General features: G+C 49.8%; 18 protein-coding genes. 14 read left to right on the top strand and 4 right to left on the bottom strand.

Going from position 1 to position 20,214, the window contains the following annotated elements:
• Positions 1 to 19 precede the first annotated feature (19 nt).
• The 7 genes from ACTJJJ_RS04805 (at position 20) to ACTJJJ_RS04775 (ending at position 9,269) form a co-directional block, all read left to right on the top strand.
• On the top strand, positions 20 to 607 hold the full coding sequence (locus ACTJJJ_RS04805) for a 3'-5' exonuclease (protein ID WP_188930073.1): 588 nt from the start codon (positions 20 to 22) through the stop codon (positions 605 to 607).
• Positions 604 to 1,485 (top strand): bestrophin family protein, encoded by an 882-nt coding sequence (locus ACTJJJ_RS04800; RefSeq protein ID WP_188930075.1) that lies wholly within the window; start codon positions 604 to 606, stop codon positions 1,483 to 1,485. Before ACTJJJ_RS04805 ends, ACTJJJ_RS04800 begins: the two co-directional genes overlap by 4 nt.
• Before the next feature lie 319 nt (positions 1,486 to 1,804).
• On the top strand, positions 1,805 to 2,218 hold the full coding sequence (locus ACTJJJ_RS04795) for a hypothetical protein (protein ID WP_188930077.1): 414 nt from the start codon (positions 1,805 to 1,807) through the stop codon (positions 2,216 to 2,218).
• Positions 2,219 to 2,373: 155 nt separating this feature from the next.
• Complete coding sequence (locus tag ACTJJJ_RS04790; RefSeq protein ID WP_188930079.1) at positions 2,374 to 3,285, top strand: helix-turn-helix domain-containing protein; 912 nt, start codon at positions 2,374 to 2,376, stop codon at positions 3,283 to 3,285.
• A gap of 132 nt (positions 3,286 to 3,417) precedes the next feature.
• On the top strand, positions 3,418 to 4,809 hold the full coding sequence (locus tag ACTJJJ_RS04785) for a TolC family protein (RefSeq protein WP_229221564.1): 1,392 nt from the start codon (positions 3,418 to 3,420) through the stop codon (positions 4,807 to 4,809).
• 45 nt (positions 4,810 to 4,854) lie between these two features.
• A complete protein-coding gene (locus ACTJJJ_RS04780) occupies positions 4,855 to 8,115 on the top strand; it encodes an efflux RND transporter permease subunit (RefSeq protein WP_440701605.1) in 3,261 nt (1,086 codons plus the stop codon).
• 23 nt (positions 8,116 to 8,138) lie between these two features.
• Positions 8,139 to 9,269, top strand: a complete 1,131-nt coding sequence (locus ACTJJJ_RS04775) for an efflux RND transporter periplasmic adaptor subunit (RefSeq protein ID WP_188930085.1) — start codon at positions 8,139 to 8,141, stop codon at positions 9,267 to 9,269.
• 4 nt (positions 9,270 to 9,273) lie between these two features.
• On the opposite strand, the gene ACTJJJ_RS04770 is transcribed toward ACTJJJ_RS04775, so the two are convergent.
• The 3 genes from ACTJJJ_RS04770 to ACTJJJ_RS04760 all read right to left on the bottom strand — a co-directional run bounded on the left by ACTJJJ_RS04770 (position 9,274) and on the right by ACTJJJ_RS04760 (position 12,312).
• Positions 9,274 to 9,891 (bottom strand): DUF6134 family protein, encoded by a 618-nt coding sequence (locus ACTJJJ_RS04770; RefSeq protein WP_188930088.1) that lies wholly within the window; start codon positions 9,889 to 9,891, stop codon positions 9,274 to 9,276.
• 193 nt (positions 9,892 to 10,084) lie between these two features.
• Positions 10,085 to 10,729, bottom strand: coding sequence for a hypothetical protein (locus tag ACTJJJ_RS04765; protein WP_440701604.1), 645 nt, complete (start codon positions 10,727 to 10,729; stop codon positions 10,085 to 10,087).
• Positions 10,730 to 10,806: 77 nt separating this feature from the next.
• Positions 10,807 to 12,312 carry a serine hydrolase domain-containing protein gene (locus ACTJJJ_RS04760; protein WP_440701603.1) on the bottom strand — a complete coding sequence of 502 codons (1,506 nt, stop codon included), beginning with the start codon at positions 12,310 to 12,312 and terminating at the stop codon, positions 10,807 to 10,809.
• Between the two features lie 304 nt (positions 12,313 to 12,616).
• On the opposite strand from ACTJJJ_RS04760, the gene ACTJJJ_RS04755 reads away from it, so the two are divergent.
• On the top strand, positions 12,617 to 13,780 hold the full coding sequence (locus tag ACTJJJ_RS04755) for an MFS transporter (RefSeq protein WP_440701602.1): 1,164 nt from the start codon (positions 12,617 to 12,619) through the stop codon (positions 13,778 to 13,780).
• Between the two features lie 81 nt (positions 13,781 to 13,861).
• The gene (locus ACTJJJ_RS04750; RefSeq protein WP_440701601.1) at positions 13,862 to 14,866 is read left to right on the top strand and encodes an alpha/beta fold hydrolase; all 1,005 of its coding nucleotides are present in this window, start codon (positions 13,862 to 13,864) and stop codon (positions 14,864 to 14,866) included.
• 154 nt (positions 14,867 to 15,020) lie between these two features.
• Here ACTJJJ_RS04750 and ACTJJJ_RS04745 read toward each other — a convergent pair whose 3' ends face one another.
• The gene (locus ACTJJJ_RS04745) at positions 15,021 to 15,941 is read right to left on the bottom strand and encodes a sugar phosphate isomerase/epimerase family protein (RefSeq protein WP_440701600.1); all 921 of its coding nucleotides are present in this window, start codon (positions 15,939 to 15,941) and stop codon (positions 15,021 to 15,023) included.
• Between the two features lie 191 nt (positions 15,942 to 16,132).
• Here ACTJJJ_RS04745 and ACTJJJ_RS04740 point away from each other — a divergent pair, with 191 nt between their 5' ends.
• From ACTJJJ_RS04740 to ACTJJJ_RS04720, 5 genes are all read left to right on the top strand, one after another.
• A complete protein-coding gene (locus ACTJJJ_RS04740) occupies positions 16,133 to 16,813 on the top strand; it encodes a hypothetical protein (protein ID WP_426294592.1) in 681 nt (226 codons plus the stop codon).
• A gap of 19 nt (positions 16,814 to 16,832) precedes the next feature.
• Positions 16,833 to 17,846, top strand: coding sequence for a hypothetical protein (locus tag ACTJJJ_RS04735; protein ID WP_188930102.1), 1,014 nt, complete (start codon positions 16,833 to 16,835; stop codon positions 17,844 to 17,846).
• Positions 17,847 to 17,899: 53 nt separating this feature from the next.
• Entirely contained in the window at positions 17,900 to 18,922 is a 1,023-nt protein-coding gene (locus tag ACTJJJ_RS04730) for a Ppx/GppA phosphatase family protein (RefSeq protein ID WP_426294593.1), read from the top strand.
• Positions 18,923 to 19,020: 98 nt separating this feature from the next.
• Complete coding sequence (locus ACTJJJ_RS04725) at positions 19,021 to 19,521, top strand: hypothetical protein (RefSeq protein ID WP_188930106.1); 501 nt, start codon at positions 19,021 to 19,023, stop codon at positions 19,519 to 19,521.
• Complete coding sequence (locus tag ACTJJJ_RS04720; RefSeq protein ID WP_188930108.1) at positions 19,503 to 20,165, top strand: hypothetical protein; 663 nt, start codon at positions 19,503 to 19,505, stop codon at positions 20,163 to 20,165. Before ACTJJJ_RS04725 ends, ACTJJJ_RS04720 begins: the two co-directional genes overlap by 19 nt.
• Positions 20,166 to 20,214: the final 49 nt, after the last annotated feature.

Genomic DNA, 20,214 nt, shown 5'->3' with positions numbered 1-20,214 from the left:
CAGCCCCGCTAGCCTGCCTATGTCCTTCCTTGTTTTAGATATCGAAATGACCGGGCCGGAACCGGGTTGGAACGAGATTATCCAGATCGGCGCGGAGTTTTTTGACGACAATTGGCGGTCGCTCGGCACCTACCTGCAAAACGTGTATCCCGAAAATGAGGAGGCATTTTCAGTCAAATCCGAAGAGGTTCACGGGCTTTCGCTCGACGACCTGGAAGATGCGCCGATGATTTACGACGTGATCCCCGAATTTGAAAAGTGGATCAAAAAACTCAATGTCGGTAAGCCGAGCCTTGCCAACGTCATTATTTGCGGACAGAGCGTGATCAACGATATCAATTTCCTGCGTTATGCCTACCGCAACGAGAAATTAAAATGGGGCTTCTCCAACAAAATGCTCGACCTCCACACCGTCTCCTATTTATTCTTCCAGATCCTCGAAAAGAACGGCAAACAGGTGCCGCGATCCCTCAGCCTCGGCTCAGTGGCCAGCTATTTCGGGTTCGAGCGGGAGGAAGAGACACACAATGCGTTGGAAGATGCCCGCCTAACTGCGAAATGTTTTAAAGAATTTTTCAAGCTCATCGACCAGGTCAAGCTAGTATGATCGATTACAACCCCAAAGAGTGGTTCCGCTATATTTTCTATTTCCAGAAGGCCGACACCGTCCGCAAACTGGCGCCGATGATCCTTATAATGGCGGCTTATTCCAGTATTGTTGCTTACATTATCATCATCCATCTTAAAATCACCGAGAACAACGACCTGAAAAACATCTCGCTGATGCACTCGCTGCTCGGCTTTGTGATTTCGATGCTGCTCGTGTTCCGCACCAACACTGCCTACGACCGCTGGTGGGAAGGCCGCAAACAATGGGGTTCACTGATGAACGGCAGCCGCAACCTCGCATTGAAGATCGCCGCGCTGATCGGGCCGGAATATGCTGCAGAGCGAGAGTTCTTCACGAAAATGATCCCTAACTATGCATTCGCGTTGAAAAACCACTTGCGCAACCATTACAGGTCCGACGAGTTTGAAGACACCGCGCTTTACAAAAAATCGTCGCTCATCACGACCGACCATATCCCCAACCAGATCGCCGCTTCATTGTTTTCCAAGGTCATCGAGCTACAACGGAAGGGCGTGCTGCTGCCCGAGCATACCATCCTATTAAACCACGAACTTGAAGGTTTTACCAATATCTGCGGGGCTTGCGAGCGCATCAAGAACACACCTATTCCGCTGTCTTACAGCTCTTTTATCAAAAAATTCATCTTCATTTATTGCCTTACGCTGCCAATCGGCTACGTGTTCAGCCTACATTTCCTTGTCATCCCGTTCGTGATGTTCGTATTTTACATCCTGGCCAGCCTTGAAGTGATTGCCGAAGAAATCGAGGATCCGTTCGGCGAGGACAGCAACGATTTGCCGATGGAGCGCATCTGTAAGGGCATCCAGACTTCGACGTACGCGTTGCTCAAATAGGCCCGAATTGCCGTAAAGATTAGAAAGTGGTTAGAAACTGATTAAAATCAAAAATTTTTCCGGAATTCGCGCAGGGCTTCTTTTTACTTGATTTCCCTGCCCGTAGCTACTTTTTAACCAAAACCACTTTTCCCGGAAACCCGATTTCAGCAATTCCTCCTTTTTTGATTAACATTGGCTTAATATAGCGCCTTGTTTTTGCCAAAACAGCCGTTTTGTGAGTTATTAGAACATTTGGCAATGCTTTTTTCTGTTGTTAATTTTCATGAAATCCCCTATCACCAGGGGCCGATAAAGTGAGAATAAACGATTACCAAACATGAAAAAAGTCCCGTTTTTAACAGCCATATTCATTGCAGGATTGTTCACCATCGCCGCCAGTGCGCAGTCGATCGTCGATCCCGGCATTTCAGTTTACAATTACAAGCATCCGAACAAAGCCGCGCAGGCCAAAGCAGCCGGTAAGGATCAAAATACGATACGCGTCGCAAACATCCGGACTGTCGAACGCTTCGGCAAGTACCAGACCAGGTATGTGAGCACGACGCCCAAATATGCACCTCGCCCAGCCACGCTCGTCGTGACGCGCGAATACAAGCCGGAAGGAGTGGAAATCAATCCGCTGAACTCGCCGAGAAACTACAAAACCCCCACTCCCAGTGTGAGCAAAGACACAGCGCAAATGGCTGATTACTACAATACGCCGGATAAGGTTTATCCGACACAAGATTAACCATTATATAATTGCACGAAACGCCGGCTTCTGTGAGGCCGGCGTTTTTTTGTTTAACCGGGAAAGAATATCACAATACCATGCGCAGCACCCATTTAATTAATTTTTAACCCTTCCGCTTTGTAGCCAATATTTGAATTTCATAATTTCAGCTCATGATACCGAATGAGACCGTAGCGCATTTTTACCAGACGCACCCCGCCGCGAAAGGACTAAGAGGTCCGGACAAAACGACCGGAGATGAAGGTCATTTCAATGTGTTCTCCAGGGTATTCTGCAACAAATACACTTCCTACGCGAGGAGGGACTTTTACAAGATTTCGCTCATCCTTGGAAAAGGGAAGATTACCTACGGCAACCAGGAGATCGATATCAACCGTAACGCATTGGTTTTTTTCAACCGGAACGTGCCGTATTCATGGCAGGCACTGTCGGAAGAGCAATCGGGCTATTTCTGCTTGTTTACAGATCAGTTCCTGAGTACGATTAGCCGCTCAGCGACGGTGAGCGACTGCCCTATCCTGCGCAACGACTCCATTCCCGTGTATTTCATTGATGAAGAGCAGCAGGAATATCTGCTCAGTATCTTTGGTAAAATGCAGGCCGACATCGAATCGAACTACGTGCATAAGTATGACCTTATGCGCAACTACGTGAACGTGCTTTCGCACGAAGCGATGAAAATGCAGGTGTCGGAGGTTAGCGACGTGCATGTGAACGGCTCGGCGAAGCTGTCGTCCCTGTTCCACGAACTCCTCGAACGCCAGTTCCCCATCGAATCCCCAGAGCATAAGCTCAAACTGAAAACTGCCAAAGACTACGCCACCCGGCTCGGCGTGCATGTGAACCACCTGAACCGGGCATTGAAAGAAATCACCGGAAAAACTACCACCGAACACATTATCGACCGTGTGCTGACGCAATCCAAAGTAATGCTCCGGCATTCCAACTGGAGCATCGCCGAAATCGCATTCTGCCTCGGATTCGAATATCCCGCCTACTTTAATAACCTTTTCAAAAAGCAGATCGGCATCACCCCGAAATCGTACCGCGTACACGAACGTTAGGGATGTTTGAATTTTATAAGATATTGTTTGAAAGTAATAAACATTGCTGCCAGCCACCGGATTACCTTTGCGAAGCAATTCGACGGGCCTGTCGGACTACCCGGTTCAGTTGCCATATAATTCTGAATGCAAATGACATCGAAGAAGTATTTCCCCTCCCTGTTACTGACCCTCTCGCTGGTCGGAGCCGGTGAGAAACTATGTGCCCAAACACTTACATTACAACAGGCCGTGGAAACTGCGGTCGCCAATTACGGGAGCATCAAAGCGAAGACTAGCTACCTGAATGCCTCGAAGGCGACGGTACTGCAAAGTAAAAAGGAATACCTCCCCAATTTCAACCTCTCGGCCCAGCAGGACTACGGCACCATCAACGGCCAGAATGGCCCGCTCTACGGCCTCGGGCTTTCGGTGGCGTCCTCAGGCCTGCCGCTGCCACACCAAAACTGGAACTCGGCATTCGGAGCACTTTATCTGACCAACGTCAACTGGGATTTTTTCGCATTCGGCCGGGCACGCGAGCGTATCAACGTGGCGCAATCGGCCGTGAACCGCGACCGGGCCGATCTGGAACAGGAGCAATTCCAGCACAGTGTACGCGTAGCCGCCGCTTACCTGAACCTGCTCGCCGCCCAGCGCCTGATCCGTTCCTGGGAAAACAACCTGGAACGCGCCAATGCATTGAAAACCGTTGTAGTTACCCGCGCCAAAAACGGGCTGATACCGGGCGTAGACTCCTCGCTGGCCAATGCGGAAGTGTCCAATGCGAAGATCAGCATTACCCAGGCAAAGGATTTTGAGCAGGAACAGGCCAACAATCTTGCCCGGCTCATGGGCATTACCGATCAACGTTTCCAGCTAGACACGCTGTTGCTCGCACGCATTCCCCGCACACTGGCCGATTCTGCCGGCAAAACTGAAAATCACCCGCTTTTGAAGTTCTATGCCAACCGCATTGCCGTCAGCGAACAACAGGCCAGATACTTCCACACGCTCGGGATGCCGGTTTTCTCGCTGTTTGGGGTATTTCAAGGTCGTGGTGCCGGATTTTCATCGAGCTATGCCCAGGATCAGACGGCCTATACCCATAACTATTTCGAGGGCATCAAGCCGGTCAGGGCCAACTACCTGCTCGGTGTCGGCGCTACCTGGAACATGACGAGCATCCTGCGCACGCGCCAGCAGGTGATGTCCCAGAAGTTTGTTTCCAATGCATTAAAAGAAGAATACGACCTGGCGGACCAGCAACTGAAAAACCAGCTCATTCTCTCCGAAACGAAGATTGACAATGCCCTAGCCAATTACCACGAGGCACCCGTGCAGGTACAATCGGCCTCCGACGCCTATTTGCAGAAGAGTGTTTTGTATAAAAACGGCCTCAGCAATATCGTGGACATGACACAGGCGCTTTACGTCCTGAACCGCGCTGAAACCAGCCGCGACATCGCCGCGACGAATATCTGGCAGGCAGTGCTGCTCAAAGCCGCTGCCAGTGGCGATATCGGTACGTTTCTGAACCAGTAGCGCTCACCCGCTAACTGAATTTTATATTACAATTCCTCTTGTAACATGGATTTAATACGTTTTGCATTACGTAAACCCATAACCATCATGGTGGTGGTGGCCGGTTTATTCTTTTTCGGTATCGATGCGGTGCGGAAGATCAAGGTCGATATTTTCCCGAAACTCGATTTGCCGGTGATGTACATCGCGCACCCGTTCGGGGGCTACACGCCCGACCAGATGGAGACTTTCTTTGCCAAACAATATATCAATATCCTCCTCTATGTGAACGGGATCAAAAGCATTGAAACGAAGAACATCCAGGGGCTTACCCTGATGAAGGTGAACTTCTACCCTGGTACCAACATGGCGCAAGCCTCGGCGGAGCTCAGTGCATTCACCAACCGGGCGCAGGCCATTTTCCCGCCGGGCTCCAACCCACCGTTCATCATCCGGTTCGATGCTTCGACATTGCCGGTTGGCCAGCTTGTACTGAGCTCTGAAAAACGCAGCAACAACGAATTGCTCGACCTCGCGAACGTATACGTGCGCTCGACGTTTACTTCTATTCCCGGACTTGTATCGGCTCCCCCTTTCGGTGGTAATATTCGTACGATCGTCGTAAAAGCCGACCCGGAGCTGCTTCGCGCCCATAACCTCACCCCCGACCAGTTGGTGGAAGCATTAAGGGTGAATAACCAGACAGCTCCATCGGGTAACGTGCGTATTGGCGATAAAAACTACATTACGCCTACCAATACGACCATTCACACAGTTAAGGAGTTTGAAAACATCCCCTTGTTTAAAGGCGGCGTGCAGAACTTGTACCTTCGCGATGTGGCGACGGTGGAAGACGGTGCCGACATTACTTCCGGCTACGGGCTGGTGAACGGCAAGCGTTCGGTTTATTTAAGTATTGCCAAAAGCGCCGACGCCTCGACGTGGGAAGTAGTTCAAAACCTGAAAAACGCCATTCCGCGCATTCAGAGCACATTGCCGGAGGACGTGAAGGTGAGCTACGAGTTCGACCAGTCTACTTATGTCATGAACTCCGTGATGAGTTTGCTCACGGAAGGTGCCATCGGTGCGATCCTGACCGGATTGATGGTACTCCTCTTTCTGGGTGACCCACGCGGTGCATTGATCGTAATCCTGACCATCCCGACGTCCATTATCTCCGGCGTTTTGTTCCTGAACCTCTTCGGACAGACGATTAATATCATGACATTGAGTGGATTAGCACTCGCTATCGGTATCCTTGTCGATGAAAGTACGGTGACGATCGAGAACATTCACCAGCATTTTGATATGGGCAAACCCAAGGCGCTCGCCATTTGGGATGCCTGTAAGGAAATCGCATTCCCCAAATTGCTGATTCTTTTCTGTATCCTGGCCGTATTTGCACCCGCATTTACCATGGGAGGCATTCCCGGGTCATTGTTCCTTCCGCTCGCTTTGGCGATCGGTTTCAGTATGATCGTTTCATACTTCCTGGCGCAGACCTTCGTGCCGGTAATGGCCAACTGGATCATGAAAGTGAAGCACCACCAGAAAGCCGACGGTTCGGAAATGACCGACGCCGAAGAGTTTGCCGCCTCCGGCCTCAGCAAAGACCCTGATGCCCAAAAAGAGGCATTGATTCACCGGGCAGATACCGACCAGAATGGCAAAATCAGTGCATTCGAGCGGATCCGGGCACGGTTTATGCGCTTCATCAACCGCGTAATGCCTTTCCGGAAGCCGATAGTGGTCGCATACCTGATCATTACCACGGCATTAGCCGCATTTTTGCTTACCAATATTGGAAAGGATGTTTTGCCCAAAGTAAACGGCAGCCAGTTCCAGGTGCGCTTGCGTGCTCCCGAGGGCACGCGTATGGAGCGCACGGAAGAGAAAACACTGAAAACGATCGACATTATCAAGAAGATCGTGGGGCCGCAAAATGTGTCGGTAACGTCGGCTTATGTGGGCCAGCACCCCTCATTGTTCTCAGTAAACCCGATTTACCTGTTCATGGCAGGCCCTCAGGAAGCGGTTTTGCAAGTGGGTTTGAACGAGGAATTCCACACGAACCTGGATGAGCTAAAAGAAAAGATCCGCAAGGAAGTAAAGCAGGCCATCCCGGATCTGACCATGTCTTTCGAACCCATTGAACTGACCGACAAGATCCTCAGCCAGGGCTCCCCCACGCCGATTGAAGTACGGATGTCGGGACGTGATAAGAAAGTGAACGAGCAATATGCGCAGAAAGTAATCGCTAAATTGAAGGAAATCAGCTATTTGCGTGACATTCAATTAGGTCAGTCGAACAAATACCCTGCTATTAAAATTGAAGTCGACCGGATGCGGGCGGCACAACTGGGTGTGGATATGAATGATGTTTCGAGATCGCTGATCGCTTCGACTTCCTCGTCGCGCTATACCGACAAGAACATCTGGGTCGACGAAAAAGGCGGTTTCAGCTACGCGGTGCAAGTGCAAATCCCGGAAAGCAAGATGAACAGCGTACAGGAAATGGGTGAAATCCCATTGCTGAGAAATGCTAATCGTCCCGTACTGAGCGACATTGCCACCATTACACCTGATACCACTTATGGCGAAAACGATAACCTCGGTGCCATGCCCGTGCTTTCGGTAACTGCGAATTTGAATAATATCGACCTAGGTGTGGCACAAGCCGACGTGAAAAAAGCGCTGGCCTCCCTCGGAGAACTCCCCCGCGGGCTTACCGTAGAGCTGGTCGGTTTGAGCCAAACATTGACCGATACATTGGACAGTCTTCAAAACGGGCTCGTTGTAGCCATTGTCGTGATATTCCTGATGCTGGCTGCTAACTTCCAGTCGTTTAAAGTGTCGGCGATCGTACTGGCGACCGTGCCGGCGGTAATTCTCGGTTCGCTTGCATTGCTGATGGTAACTGGCTCCACATTGAACCTTCAATCGTACATGGGCATTATCATGTCCGTGGGGGTATCCATTTCCAATGCCGTGCTTTTGATTACCAACGCCGAACAGCTCCGAAAGCACAGTGGTAATGCCATTGAAGCTGCGAAAGAATCGGCTGCATTGCGCCTCCGCCCTATTGTGATGACCGCCGTTGCGATGGTGGTAGGTATGGTACCCATGGCTAGTGGCCTGGGGGAAGCAGGTGACCAGTCGTCGCCGCTGGGCCGTGCGGTAATCGGCGGGCTGATCGCCTCCACATTCGCCGCATTGTTCATTCTTCCGCTCGTATTTGCGTGGGGACAGGGCAAAGCAACGACACAAAGCGTTTCGCTCGATCCCGAGGATGAAGAAAGCAAGTTTTATGTTCCAATGACCCGCTAATCAAAAACCGAACTTATCCGACTATGAGACATATTCATCAAATTGCCATGACCGTACTCGTTGCAGGTGCAGCGACGGTCCTGCAAAGCTGCGGTTCCTCACAGGCCGAAGAAGAAGAGGGCAAAAAAGCCGCCGCTGAAACGAGCGTCCACCTGGTGGATGCATTCCCCCTTAAAAAGGAACAACTCGCATCGCACATTCAAATCCCTGGCGAACTGATCGCGTTCCAGCAAGTGGATATTTACGCGAAAGTGAGCAGTTTTGTCAAAAAACTCCATGTCGATGTGGGTAGCGAAGTCCGCGAAGGCCAGCTGCTGGCGACGATGGAGGCGCCAGAGCTCACTTCCCAGCTGGTAACGAGCGAATCGCGCCTGAAATCATTTGAAGCCATTTACCAGGCCAGCAAAGCTAATTATGAACGTTTGCTGGAAACCAGCAAAACACCCGGTACCGTTTCCCAGAACGATCTGGACGTGGCGCTGGCAAAACAGCGCTCCGACCTCGCTCAGCTTGACGCGGCTCGGTCTGCCAGCCGTGAAATCACAGATACCCGCAATTACCTCGAAATACGGGCTCCTTTCAGCGGCATTATTTCCGCGCGTAATGTGAGTACGGGCGCATACGTGGGACCGTCGGGTAAAGGCTCGGAATTTCCGCTTTTCACGCTGGTAGAGCAGCGGAAATTGCGTTTGGTTGTGAGTGTGCCGGAGCAATATACAAGCTACCTCAAAAACCAGAGCCAGGTTACATTTAAAGTGAAGTCGTTGCCTAACCAGGATTTTCAGGCCAAGGTAACCCGCCTCGCGGGCGCACTGGACGTCCGTTTACGCTCGCAACGCACGGAAATGGATGTACTTAACACCGATAGAAAACTTTTACCTGGTATGATTGCGGAGGTCTCGATCCCGTTATCAGGCAATGCAGGCACTTTTGCTGTTCCAAAGTCGGCCGTACTGAACTCGACGCAAGGCACTTACGTAATCAAGGTCGTGGAAAACCGGGCGGTGTGGGTACCGGTGACGACGGGCAGCAGCAATACTGAAAAAACCGAGATCTTCGGAGACGTTAAAGAAGGCGATGTACTGGTAAAAATAGCCAATGAAGAGATCCGTGACAATTCGGACTTGAAGCATGTGAAGCAGACAGCGATTTAGGGTGTCAGCGGAGGGCCGTTTTCCCCTCTTTCAATACAATTCTTAATTTAAAACCTGCAAGATCGGTCTTTACCTCACGGCAAAGGCCGTTTTTGTAGGAATACACCCCTTGCTTGCCGTCCGGCAAGGTCACCCCATACTTGCCGTCAGAGAGTTTCCGGATGTTGCACATCTTGCCGTACCGTTCGGAATAGACCTCGGTAATGTTGATGGGTTCTTTATAATACAGGCTGGTAATGGTGCTGCTAATGGGCTTGTTCACAACCATGCTTGGCTTATCCTCCGCATCTTCGCCCGAAAACAACACTTCATAAAGCGATTTCGAACTGGTTTTCGTCAAAGTTTTTTCCTTAAGATCGCCGTTGACGTGATGTGCGCAGGTGGCCGAAACGAGCTTCCCCTGCACATAGTTGGTCTGGGTCGAGTATGACCCTTTATAGAACATGACTTTAAAATCCGACTCAATGCGGTGCGTTTCCGTATTGTCGACGCCTTTTTCATCAAATACCTTTAAAGATCCGATCGTACGGCCTGCCACGATCACATCGTAGACGTTCTGCCCCCTGGCAACGGAGGCAGCGAGCATTAAAAACCCCATCATTACAAATCCCGATAAACGCATCTTTCCTCTTGTTTTGTTTTCCTCATAGTGTGCAATCACTTAATAACTCTACTATTTCTATTCCTATTGTCCTTCAACAAAGATTATCAAGCGGTTAACTTAATGAATGCACGGAAAGATTGGCGACCGTTCGGGAAAAAGGGGGATTAAATGCCACAACAGTTAGTGAACGGCACTTAATCCCGCTCTTCGCTCAAAACCGTCCGAATTTCAGGGTGAGGTTATAAGAAATGTTACTCAAATCGCTATCTGTAAGGCCATTGCCCTTTGCATTAAATGCTTTACGATAAGAAACCCCGGGGCTAAACCGCATCCATTTCAGCAAATTAAACTCTACCTGCACACCAGGTTCCATGACGAAAAAACATTTGATGTCGTCATCGTCGTAGCGATCGTCCCAGTCGTCCCAATCCCGATCGTCGAAATCGCGGCGGTCGTATTGCAGGGTGAAGCCCGTACCCGTCAGCAAATTGGCCGTGAAATGCACCTTACGCGTCGATGCGAACACATATTCCGTCATTAACCCGATCTGACCGTACTGATAGGTCATTTTACGGGCTGGGAAATTCTGTTCTAAAACCGGTACCGGAATGTAGTTGGTCGTAGCAGAAGCCCCAATCCCGAGCAAAAACCGCTGATTAATAAACCAGCCACCGTACAGCTCGGCCATATTCGCATAATCTCCGTTGATTTTCGTGAATTTATTGGAAATCGCCGCGTAACCTCCCGACCGATGAATCCCCTGGCTTTGAAAAAGCGTTTGGTTATCCTGCGCAAAGGTGTTGGCCGTCGCAGCCAGGCTAAAAATGAAGATGAGTGATAGAATAGTCCTTTTCATAATCGCTAAGTTGTTTCTTTCGAGACAACCGGCCTCCTCGGTCCCCCTATTCCCTTCTTGATTTTTTAGTAAAACATTTATTTCACCGCCGAAAAATCGAGCTGCTGGATCAATGCAGGATTTTCGGGTGACAGTGTGAAAAATACACGGATGATCCCCGAAGTGCATTTCAACGTAAATGTGCCTCTCAACTGGTTTTCAGCCACCATGTCCGTCGAACCGGTAATGGTCCCCGCTTTGGCGAGCAATGCATCCAGCTCCCTGCGGCGGTGCGATACGGAACGATCCGGGAAGAAATTTTCTGCAAAGATGCCGCTCCGCTCCGCATTCTGCCACGTTGGGAGGAGTTTTATGAGTTGCTCTTTTCGTTGTTTTAGAATGCTGGAAACGGCTACCGGCAAAGGTTTCAATCCGGCTAATGCAATGACCGTGTCGAGCACGGCTGTATTGATCGTCGCCATGCCTGCATACGTGCGATTTGCGTGGGCAATAATTCCGATGCCATATTCCGGCAAAATCTGCCACTGGCTGCCGAAACCGGGCAGACCGCCTGTGTGGCCGATACCAGTCCTCCCCTCGCAATCCCTGCTCCATCGCAACCCATAACCGTATGCCGAAACCATCGCGCACGGACGCCCGCCGGGGTATTTATAGGAAGCGTTCAGACTATTGAAGTTCCAGGGCATTTGCATTTCGCGCACGTCGCTGCGCATTACCGGCCCAGTTTCTACTTGGGACGACGGAGGCCAAGCCGATAAATGGAATGCCACATACTTACTGAAATCGTCGATGGAAGTGATAAGTCCGCCCATCGCACCGTAGGTCCCGTCATGTTCCAGTTGCTCTTCCTTCCACACATCGTCTTCGTAGCGATACCCATGTGCCAGCAGGCTTTTGGGAGCCTCAGTGTATTCCCAAATGGTACTGGTCATGCCCAGCGGTTTAAAAATCACTTCATTAATATATTGCTGATAAGGTTTGCCGGAAACGTTGCTGATGATCTTCCCCAGCATTGCAAAGCCCAGGTTGGCATATTCATAAGTCACACCCGGTACATTGGAAAAGGAAATGCCCTTCGAAATCAGCGCGATCAGGTCTTCGTCTTTGGTGTCCAGCTGGCGGTCGCCCCAGGGATTATCCTCCGGAAAGCCGGCCATGTGTGTAAGCAAATGCCGGATCGTGATCGCGGGTGCGTCCGCGGTGAGCGAGGGCATGCTTTTCAGTTCGGGAATATAGTGGTAAGCCGGATCGTCGAGTTTGAGCTTCCCCTCCTTTCGCAGCGCCAGTATGCCCATTGCCGTTACACTTTTCGACATCGAAGCAATGCGGAAAAGCGATTTCGGGCTTGCTTTCGTCGATGTAGCGATCTCGGAAAACCCGTTGGCGCCCGATAGCACCAGTTTCCCATCCACCACCAGCCCGAAAGCCAGTCCCGGAAAATGGTTTTTCTCCGCATAGTCGCGATAGAGCCGTTCGATAACCGGCAAGGTCGCCCGGATTTTGTCGAGCCGCTCGGGAGAGGCGGTTTGTGACCAGGTTTGGAGTGCAAGTAAACTTAGGAGTGAGGAAAAAATGGCTCGCATCGGGCAGGGGTTAGGTGATCTGTGAAGTTAAAAAACAGCGACCGTTTTGCCTACTATTTCGCTTACAACCGACCAATCACGCGCAGTTCAATCTCTAAAATGCAACAATTCTTGGTTTTGTACAACACATACTTTTTAATTTAATTTAAAAAATACAATTTCTATGAATCAAATAAGTGCCAGATGCGTTAATTTTGCATTAGATAAGAATCAGCAACTGCTCATAATGCAATTTTCGAAGCACTTGTCATTGAATCAAAGAAATTAAAAAAATTATATTAGAGATATACAAATCACACCACTCATGAACTATTCAATATTCGCTCCTTCCGATTCCAGACGATATCTAAGATGGGCCGTCGCGGCCTTCTTCTTCGTGCAAGGCCTCAGCTTCGCTGCCTGGGCAAGCCGGATCCCCGACATTAAGAACATGCTTCACCTGACAGAAGGCGGGCTTGGAACCGTACTTCTCGCACTTCCTCTTGGTCTGATGGCCAGCCTGCCGATCTCCGGCTGGATGGTAACACATTACGGCAGCAAGAAAATGGTGCTCATCGGTGCGGTTTTGTATGCTATCACCCTGACATTCATTGGCTTTGTGACCCGGACCGAGCAGCTCGTCATTGCGTTGTTCGCATTCGGGCTGTGGGGTAACCTTACCAACATCGCGGTGAACACCCAGGCTGTGGCCGTAGAACAAGTCTATGGAAAATCCATTATGGCTTCATTTCACGGCCTGTGGAGCCTTGCAGGCTTCGTGAGCGCGATGATTGGTTCATTGTTCATTTCGGTCCACATCCCACCCCATGTGCATTTTCTGGTTATCGCCGTGTTCGCATTTGCCATCATTTTCACGGCCTACAAGCATACAATGCCCGACACTGAAAAAGAGGCTGGCGAAGAGCAACCTATGTTCGTCAAACCCGACCGCGATTTGCTTACACTTGGCCTGATCGGCTTCTGTGCGATGGTCTGCGAAGGTGCGATGTTCGATTGGAGCGGCGTCTATTTCCAGGAGGCCGTTCACGTGCCTGCTTCTATGACGACGCTCGGTTATGTGGCATTTATGGGTACCATGACAGGCGGACGTTTTGCCGGTGACTGGCTTGCCAATCGCCTCGGACGCCGCAAAATGCTACAATTAAGTGGCTTGCTAATGGGTACGGGGCTGGCGATCTCGGTGACATTCCCCTACCTGGTCCCTGCAACGATCGGTTTTCTGCTGGTAGGTTTCGGTGTATCATCGGTTGTTCCCCTCGTTTACAGCGCAACCGGTAAATCCAAAACAATGTCGGCGGGAATGGCGCTTGCTGCGGTTTCTTCCATCAGCTTCATCGGCTTCCTGATCGGCCCACCGTTGATCGGTATCGTGGCGCAATTCGCCAACCTCCGCTGGTCGTTCGCGATCGTGGGTGTGCTGGCGACGTTGACGGCCTACTTGTCAACCAAAGCCCGTTTGATCGACTAAGGTATATTGGTATATATTTTTCCATGCAAAAAGAGGATAGCGGCGACGTTATCCTCTTTTCGCTTTTAAAGTGCTGAACCTATGAGAAAACTTAGCCTGGGCATTGGCCTGCTCTTCCTTTCATTTACCGCCGTGCAGGCGCAAAACGACTTGCTTCGGCCCTTGGATATGAACCTGGAAGCATATACCTATCCATTTCCCGTCGACTATCTGGAATTTGAATCGCAGGGCGAAAAGCTCCGCATGGCGTACATGGATGTGCGCCCTACGCGTGCGAACGGGCACGCGGTCGTGCTCCTGCACGGGAAGAATTTCAATGGCGCCTACTGGGAAGAAACTGCCAGAGCACTTGCAAATAAAGGCTTTCGCGTGATCATTCCCGATCAGATCGGTTTTGGAAAATCGACCAAGCCGCTGCATTTCCAGTACTCATTCCACGAGCTGGCAGCTAACACTAAAAAGATCCTCGACAAATTAAGCATCACCAAGGTCGCCATTCTGGGGCATTCAATGGGCGGGATGCTGGCTACCCGCTTCACATTAATGTATCCGGAAGCAGTCGAGAAATTCATCCTCGAAAACCCGATCGGCCTGGAAGATTATAAGGTGAAAGTGCCATTCCAGCCGGTGGATAAATGGTATATGAGCGAACTGAAAAGCGATTTCAATTCCATTAAAAACTACCAGTTAAACAGCTACTACGATGGCAAGTGGAAGGATGCCTACACCAGATGGGCAAATCTTCTGGCAGGCTGGACGCTCGGCAAAGACTACCCGAGAGTGGCCTGGAACAGCGCATTGACGTACGATATGATCTACACACAACCTGTTTGCTACGAATTCGGGCAGATTAAGGCTCCTACGCTCCTCATTATCGGCCAACGCGACCGAAGCGCCGTCGGGAAAAACCTGGTGCCTGAGCACGTGCGAAAAACGCTTGGGAATTATCCGGAACTTGGCAGACAAACCAAGGCAAAAATTGCCAATAGCGAGCTTGTGGAGCTGGACAATATCGGCCACTTGCCCCATATCGAGGATTTCAACAGCTTTATCAGCCCGCTAATACGGTTTCTGGAAAAGAAATAGCGTTAATTTACATTTATAATACCTGCTGAATTTATAAATATAAATCAAAAAAATACCGCACAGATCCTGATCATGTGCGGTATTTTTTGAGCGGTACTGATATCGTTTTTTATACCATACCTATACATCAAACGGCTTCTGCAAGAATGCATTCTCAGCCCAAAAACTGATTCACATAGTTACGGCTGGTAAGAATAGCGCTCTTCACATCGGTGATGTTTCCTTCGTAAGCTTTGTCTTCTACTTCAATTACAACCGGGCCGCGATAGCGTACGTCTGTCAACGCAGCGAAGAAACCGCGCCAGTTCACGTCTCCGAGTCCGGGGAGCTTGGGAGAGTGGTATTCCAGTGGATTGGCCAGAATACCCACATTATTCAATTTATTTTTATAAATTTTTGCATCTTTCAAATGCACATGGTGTAATCTTGATTTATAATTATAAATTGGCAGTAATTCGTCCATCATCTGCCAGATCATATGCGACGGATCGTAGTTTAATCCGAACAACGGGTTGGGAATAATTTCAAACATCCTGTCCCACACAGCAGGACTGATCGCAAGGTTCTTCCCTCCCGGCCATTCGTCGTCGGTGAAGAACATCGGGCAGTTTTCGATACCTATTTTTACATTGTTTTCCTCGGCTACTTTCACAATCGCGGGCCATACATCGGCAAAGCGGGCCAGGTTATCCTTAATGCTTTTGGAAGGGTCGCGCCCGATGAAAGTGGTCACCACCGGAATACCGAGCTTCGCCGCCCCGCGGATTACCTGTTTAATGTGTTCTATATAATATTCGGAGCGATTCGGATCGGGATCGAGAGGGTTCGGATAGTAGCCCAGCGCCGAAATGGAGACCCCTGCTTCACTCAGGGTATGCCTGATGGACGCCACCTTCTGGTCGGTAAGGTTGCTCACGTCGATGTGGGTCACGCCCGCATACCGGCGGCTGTCGGCATTATCGGCCGGCCAGCACATCATTTCCACACACGAAAAGCCATTGTTTCCGGCAAATTGAACGACATGTTCGAAGCCAAAATCGGCCAGAATTGCACTATTAAAACCTAATTTGAGCATAAGGATTTATTTTTTGGCAAACATCCGCAAAAAACGAGCGGGTTTCAAGGATTAGCGGAAATTCCCATCCAAAATTTCAGAGGCTTCATCAACACAGGGCACCATTGGTAAATATCGCCCCCTATGAAATCCTCCGAATTTTAGTAATATTGATCCGACAAAAACTGTGGAACTTAACACTTTATACACTTATGGCAGACTCTGAACCGGGTATTGGTAAAAAGATACTTAGCTTTTTTATCAACGATGCCGACGCAACACCTCAAAAGCCGACCGCCACGGGCCCCGCTCCCGAACCGTCCAAACCTGCTTCCGCGCCCGCTACGGTGACAAATGCCGCGGGAACCGGCCAGATTGATAAGAAATTCGTGGAGCATTTTGTTAATCTCCTCGAAAAAGCGAACCTGCCCGGCCCTGATTATTTCGAATACAAGCAGGCGCTACAAGGTATGGAAGGGCTTGGTTTGGGCGAGGAAAAACAGTTTCAGGCAGCCTGGGCGAGTTTCAAAGTCATGGGTGGCGCAAAAGATACCACCGTTCTCAAAACTTCCGCCGATCAGTACCTTGGAATTCTGAGCAAAGACCGCGATTCGTTCCTGAAAGATGTCGAAAAGGCAATCAAAGAACGGGTGGGTGCTTTGCAGGAAGAACACAAAAAGCTGGAAGAAACTAATGCTACTTATGCGCAGCAAATCATTGATTTGCAGAAGAAAATCGACGATAACAAGAACCGGCTGGGGCAGATCTCCGGCGAGGTCTCTGAACAAACCGCCAAGATTAATACCAATAAGGACAGCTTTGAGGTCACTTACGTGAGCTTTGTGGACCAGATTCAATCTGATCTGGCCAAAATCAATCAATATCTTCAATAAACCTGACAACTAAATCACAATGGCAACACCAGATTTCACCCAGATCGGCGGCTCACAGGAGGATAACTCCAAGAAATCCTATTGGAGCCGACCGGAAGGCATTACCTCCCTCCTTTTTATGGGAGGCGTAGGCGCCATAGTTCTCTATTTCTGGAACAAAATAGCCGCTTTCCTGATCGAGGTAACCCAGAATACGCTATACCTCGGCTTCCTGATGGCCGTGCTCGCGCTGGTAATATTTCTCCTGACGAGCAAAGATGTTCGCACGGCGGCATTCTTCCTCTTTAAATCGCTGATGCGCAGCATTACCGGCCTCATTATCAAGCTCGACCCTATCGCGATCATGAAGATTTACGTCGACGACTTAAAGGAAAAACGCGAGAAAATGCAAGGGCAGATCAATACGCTGGCGGGCCAGTTGGTGAAGCTGAACAAGAATATTAATGAGAACAACGAGCGCATTAAGCAGAAATTTGCAGAAGCCAACAAGGCGAGCACCATGCTGGATCGCCCTGGTATGAAGGAAACCGCATCGCTCGCTACCATCGAAGGAGCCGGTTTGCAGGAAATGAACGAGAAGCTTCTCCCCTTGCAGCGAAACATGAAGACCGTGCTCGAATTTATGGAAAAAGTAAACAAGAGTGCAGATTACATTATTAAAGAAACCGAGATAAAGGTTAAACTAAAAGAAGCAGAATATAGAATTGTAAAGGAAAGCTCCAATGCATTGCGTACCGCTATCAGCATTTTCAAGGGTAACCCCGACAAGAAGTTCTACTTTGACGAGTCGATGGAGTACATTCAGGACGATATGAGTCAGAAGCTTGGAGAGATGAAACGTGCAATGGATTTGTCGCTCGACTTTATCAATGGCGTGGATGTGCAGAATGGTTTGCTATCCGACAAAGGCCAGGCGATGCTGGAAGCTTACAATTCGGGTCAGTTCAGACTGATCCAGCTGGATTCGCCACAGCCCGCCACCCGCTCGATAGATACCCCGAAAGATTCGAGCTACAAGGGCTTGCTGGATTGATAATTCTTCATTTATTCGCTTCATATTTTTCATTTCACAGACCATAACTACACATGAAAAGACTAACAGTTGCCGGCCGGTTGATCATCACCGTCCTGATTTTGGGGGCCATATTTGTTGGGTATAAATACCTGGGCGGGAAAAAAGCTCTGAATCAAATGGCCGAGGACCAGGCACAGACCCCTCAGACCGAAGCGACAACAGGCGAGGCTGAGAGCACCGCATCTGATCCGGGCACCTCATCGAACAGCGAAGCCACTACGTCGGCTACGAGTGCATTCACGTACACGCCACCCGCGCCCGTGGACGGGAAATTGAAAGGTGTGGTAGAACTTGGCGCCAGCGGTTTCAACTCATTTATCATTACCGTTGATAAGGACAAACGTTGGAAACTCGAAAAATCGGAGTTTGGAAATAGCCTTGTGACCGAGAATATGGCTACTGACGAAGATGTTCGCATTGGTTTGAAAAAGTACATCGGTACCATGCTCGACTATGGCGTGGGCAGCAAAGACATCCATTTCGTGGTAAGCTCAGGCGCTGCGAAGGCCGAGGTTACAACCAAGATTACCCGTGTATTGAAGTCACTTGGCTATGTAGTAAACCAGGTAACGGCAGAGCAGGAAGGCCAGCTGGCGTTGAAGTCGGTACTTCCAACCGAATACGCCGACAAGGCATTTGTAGTGGACATTGGCTCAGGCAACACTAAAATCTCCTGGATCAACGGCGGAAAAATCTCCGCTCTCGAATCATACGGAGCGAAGTACTTCCAGGACGGTACCGACGATTCGAAAGTATACCAGGAAGTGAGCGCCAAGGCAAAGCAAATTCCTGCCAACCTCCGCAACACCTGTTTCATTATCGGCGGAGTACCTTTCGAAATGGCAAAGGAAGTACGCAAGGGCAAGGAACGCTACACCACATTAAGCGCGCCCCTGGCCTATTCGAAATTGACAAATGCCAAATCCAAAGCAGGAGTTAACATCTATAAAGCCGTAACCGACGCAACCGGCTGCCAGCAATTCGTATTCGACTGGGACGCTAATTTCACGATCGGATTTTTATTGGGGCTATAAAATTTAGAAAGGGAGGATGGAGGAAAGGGAGTAAGTAATATTCCCTAGATCTTTCTAAATTTCCTTCCTCCCCTTCCTCCTTTCCTCCCTTTCACAACATGACACTATCACAATTCTTCGCCTCCATTTCAACTAATCCCTGGCCTGCGGTAGTTTATTTTTTGATATTACCATTTACGGCGTGGGTGGTTGGGACGGCGGCGGATGGAAGCCGGGATATAAAATTCTGGAGTATCATTTATGCCATCCTGGTTTACGCAGTTTGCATTCCGGGCATCTTCGCGGTTACGCTCAACATTTACCTCTTTCTGTTCGAACGCCAGAGCATCTGGCAAGCCAACATCGTTTTGCAGTATTTGCCTGTCATTTCGATGGCGATTACGCTGATGTTGATCAAAAGTAAGATTCCTTTCTCCCTGATACCCGGTTTTGGGAAAATTTCAGGATTTCTTACCTTAATTGCCGCGCTCATCGGCGTGATGTGGTTTTTCGACAGAATCCACTTAGTAGCATTCACTTACGTTCCATTTTCGGTCATTTTAATCGGTTTTGTACTCACTTTGCTAGCCATAAGGTTTGCATGGAGCAAATTGTTCTGAACAACGGCACGTTTATTCAAATCTCGGTCAGCGACGAGCAGAAATTTTTTGCCCGCCAGCTGGTCAACCATTCCATCCGACACCACCATATCTCCAATATTTGGGATAAGAACGAAGACCGCCTCGCGCAGACCCGCATGATGCGCTTCACGGGAACGCTCGGCGAGATCGTCTTCGCCGACTGCTACCACCTGCCCCGCCCTGCGCGCTCCTTTGGCGCCACCGACGGACAGGACTGGGGGCAGGACTTCCTCATCCGCTCCGACGCCGAAAACTTCGCCGTCGACATCAAGTCCATGAAACGTCGCTCGGGCATCCTGGCCGGAGACTATGTTTTGAACATCCCTTCTTCCCAGCTCCACAGGCCCGGCTCCAAGACCTCGCATTACTTCTGCATTTCGTTCCACCAATCCGACACCGAGGGCACCATTGCCTCCTTGCTTGGGTTCATTGATAAGCACGCATTAGAAAACGGGGAGACCGGAAAGTTGTTTCATGCCGGGACGAAGCGTACACGAGCGGACGGGAGCACCTTTTCATTCAACGAAGCCACTTACGAAGTGCTATTTTCTGACATCGCACCGCCGGTGGTAACTAATTCGGTCCGTAGGATAAAGGGGTTCCGGATGTGCGAATTGAAATGAGTAAGTTTTGGGTGTAAATTTGATTTGACACTCAATCATCACGCAGAAA

It is taken from the genome of Dyadobacter sp. 22481 (genome assembly GCF_052044875.1).
GTDB lineage: Bacteria > Bacteroidota > Bacteroidia > Cytophagales > Spirosomataceae > Dyadobacter > Dyadobacter endophyticus.
This window is presented reverse-complemented; position numbering and strand designations above follow the sequence as displayed.

Bases quoted from the DNA above. Each gene is read 5' to 3' on its own strand.
- ACTJJJ_RS04740 (WP_426294592.1), top strand. From the start codon at position 16,133: ATGGCAGACTCTGAACCGGGTATTGGTAAAAAGATACTTAGCTTTTTT.
- ACTJJJ_RS04755 (WP_440701602.1), top strand. From the start codon at position 12,617: ATGAACTATTCAATATTCGCTCCTTCCGATTCCAGACGATATCTAAGA.
- ACTJJJ_RS04765 (WP_440701604.1), bottom strand. From the start codon at position 10,729: ATGAAAAGGACTATTCTATCACTCATCTTCATTTTTAGCCTGGCTGCG.
- ACTJJJ_RS04785 (WP_229221564.1), top strand. From the start codon at position 3,418: ATGACATCGAAGAAGTATTTCCCCTCCCTGTTACTGACCCTCTCGCTG.
- ACTJJJ_RS04735 (WP_188930102.1), top strand. From the start codon at position 16,833: ATGGCAACACCAGATTTCACCCAGATCGGCGGCTCACAGGAGGATAAC.
- ACTJJJ_RS04750 (WP_440701601.1), top strand. From the start codon at position 13,862: ATGAGAAAACTTAGCCTGGGCATTGGCCTGCTCTTCCTTTCATTTACC.
- ACTJJJ_RS04780 (WP_440701605.1), top strand. From the start codon at position 4,855: ATGGATTTAATACGTTTTGCATTACGTAAACCCATAACCATCATGGTG.
- ACTJJJ_RS04745 (WP_440701600.1), bottom strand. From the start codon at position 15,941: ATGCTCAAATTAGGTTTTAATAGTGCAATTCTGGCCGATTTTGGCTTC.
- ACTJJJ_RS04790 (WP_188930079.1), top strand. From the start codon at position 2,374: ATGATACCGAATGAGACCGTAGCGCATTTTTACCAGACGCACCCCGCC.
- ACTJJJ_RS04805 (WP_188930073.1), top strand. From the start codon at position 20: ATGTCCTTCCTTGTTTTAGATATCGAAATGACCGGGCCGGAACCGGGT.
- ACTJJJ_RS04775 (WP_188930085.1), top strand. From the start codon at position 8,139: ATGAGACATATTCATCAAATTGCCATGACCGTACTCGTTGCAGGTGCA.
- ACTJJJ_RS04795 (WP_188930077.1), top strand. From the start codon at position 1,805: ATGAAAAAAGTCCCGTTTTTAACAGCCATATTCATTGCAGGATTGTTC.
- ACTJJJ_RS04725 (WP_188930106.1), top strand. From the start codon at position 19,021: ATGACACTATCACAATTCTTCGCCTCCATTTCAACTAATCCCTGGCCT.
- ACTJJJ_RS04720 (WP_188930108.1), top strand. From the start codon at position 19,503: ATGGAGCAAATTGTTCTGAACAACGGCACGTTTATTCAAATCTCGGTC.
- ACTJJJ_RS04770 (WP_188930088.1), bottom strand. From the start codon at position 9,891: ATGCGTTTATCGGGATTTGTAATGATGGGGTTTTTAATGCTCGCTGCC.
- ACTJJJ_RS04800 (WP_188930075.1), top strand. From the start codon at position 604: ATGATCGATTACAACCCCAAAGAGTGGTTCCGCTATATTTTCTATTTC.
- ACTJJJ_RS04760 (WP_440701603.1), bottom strand. From the start codon at position 12,312: ATGCGAGCCATTTTTTCCTCACTCCTAAGTTTACTTGCACTCCAAACC.
- ACTJJJ_RS04730 (WP_426294593.1), top strand. From the start codon at position 17,900: ATGAAAAGACTAACAGTTGCCGGCCGGTTGATCATCACCGTCCTGATT.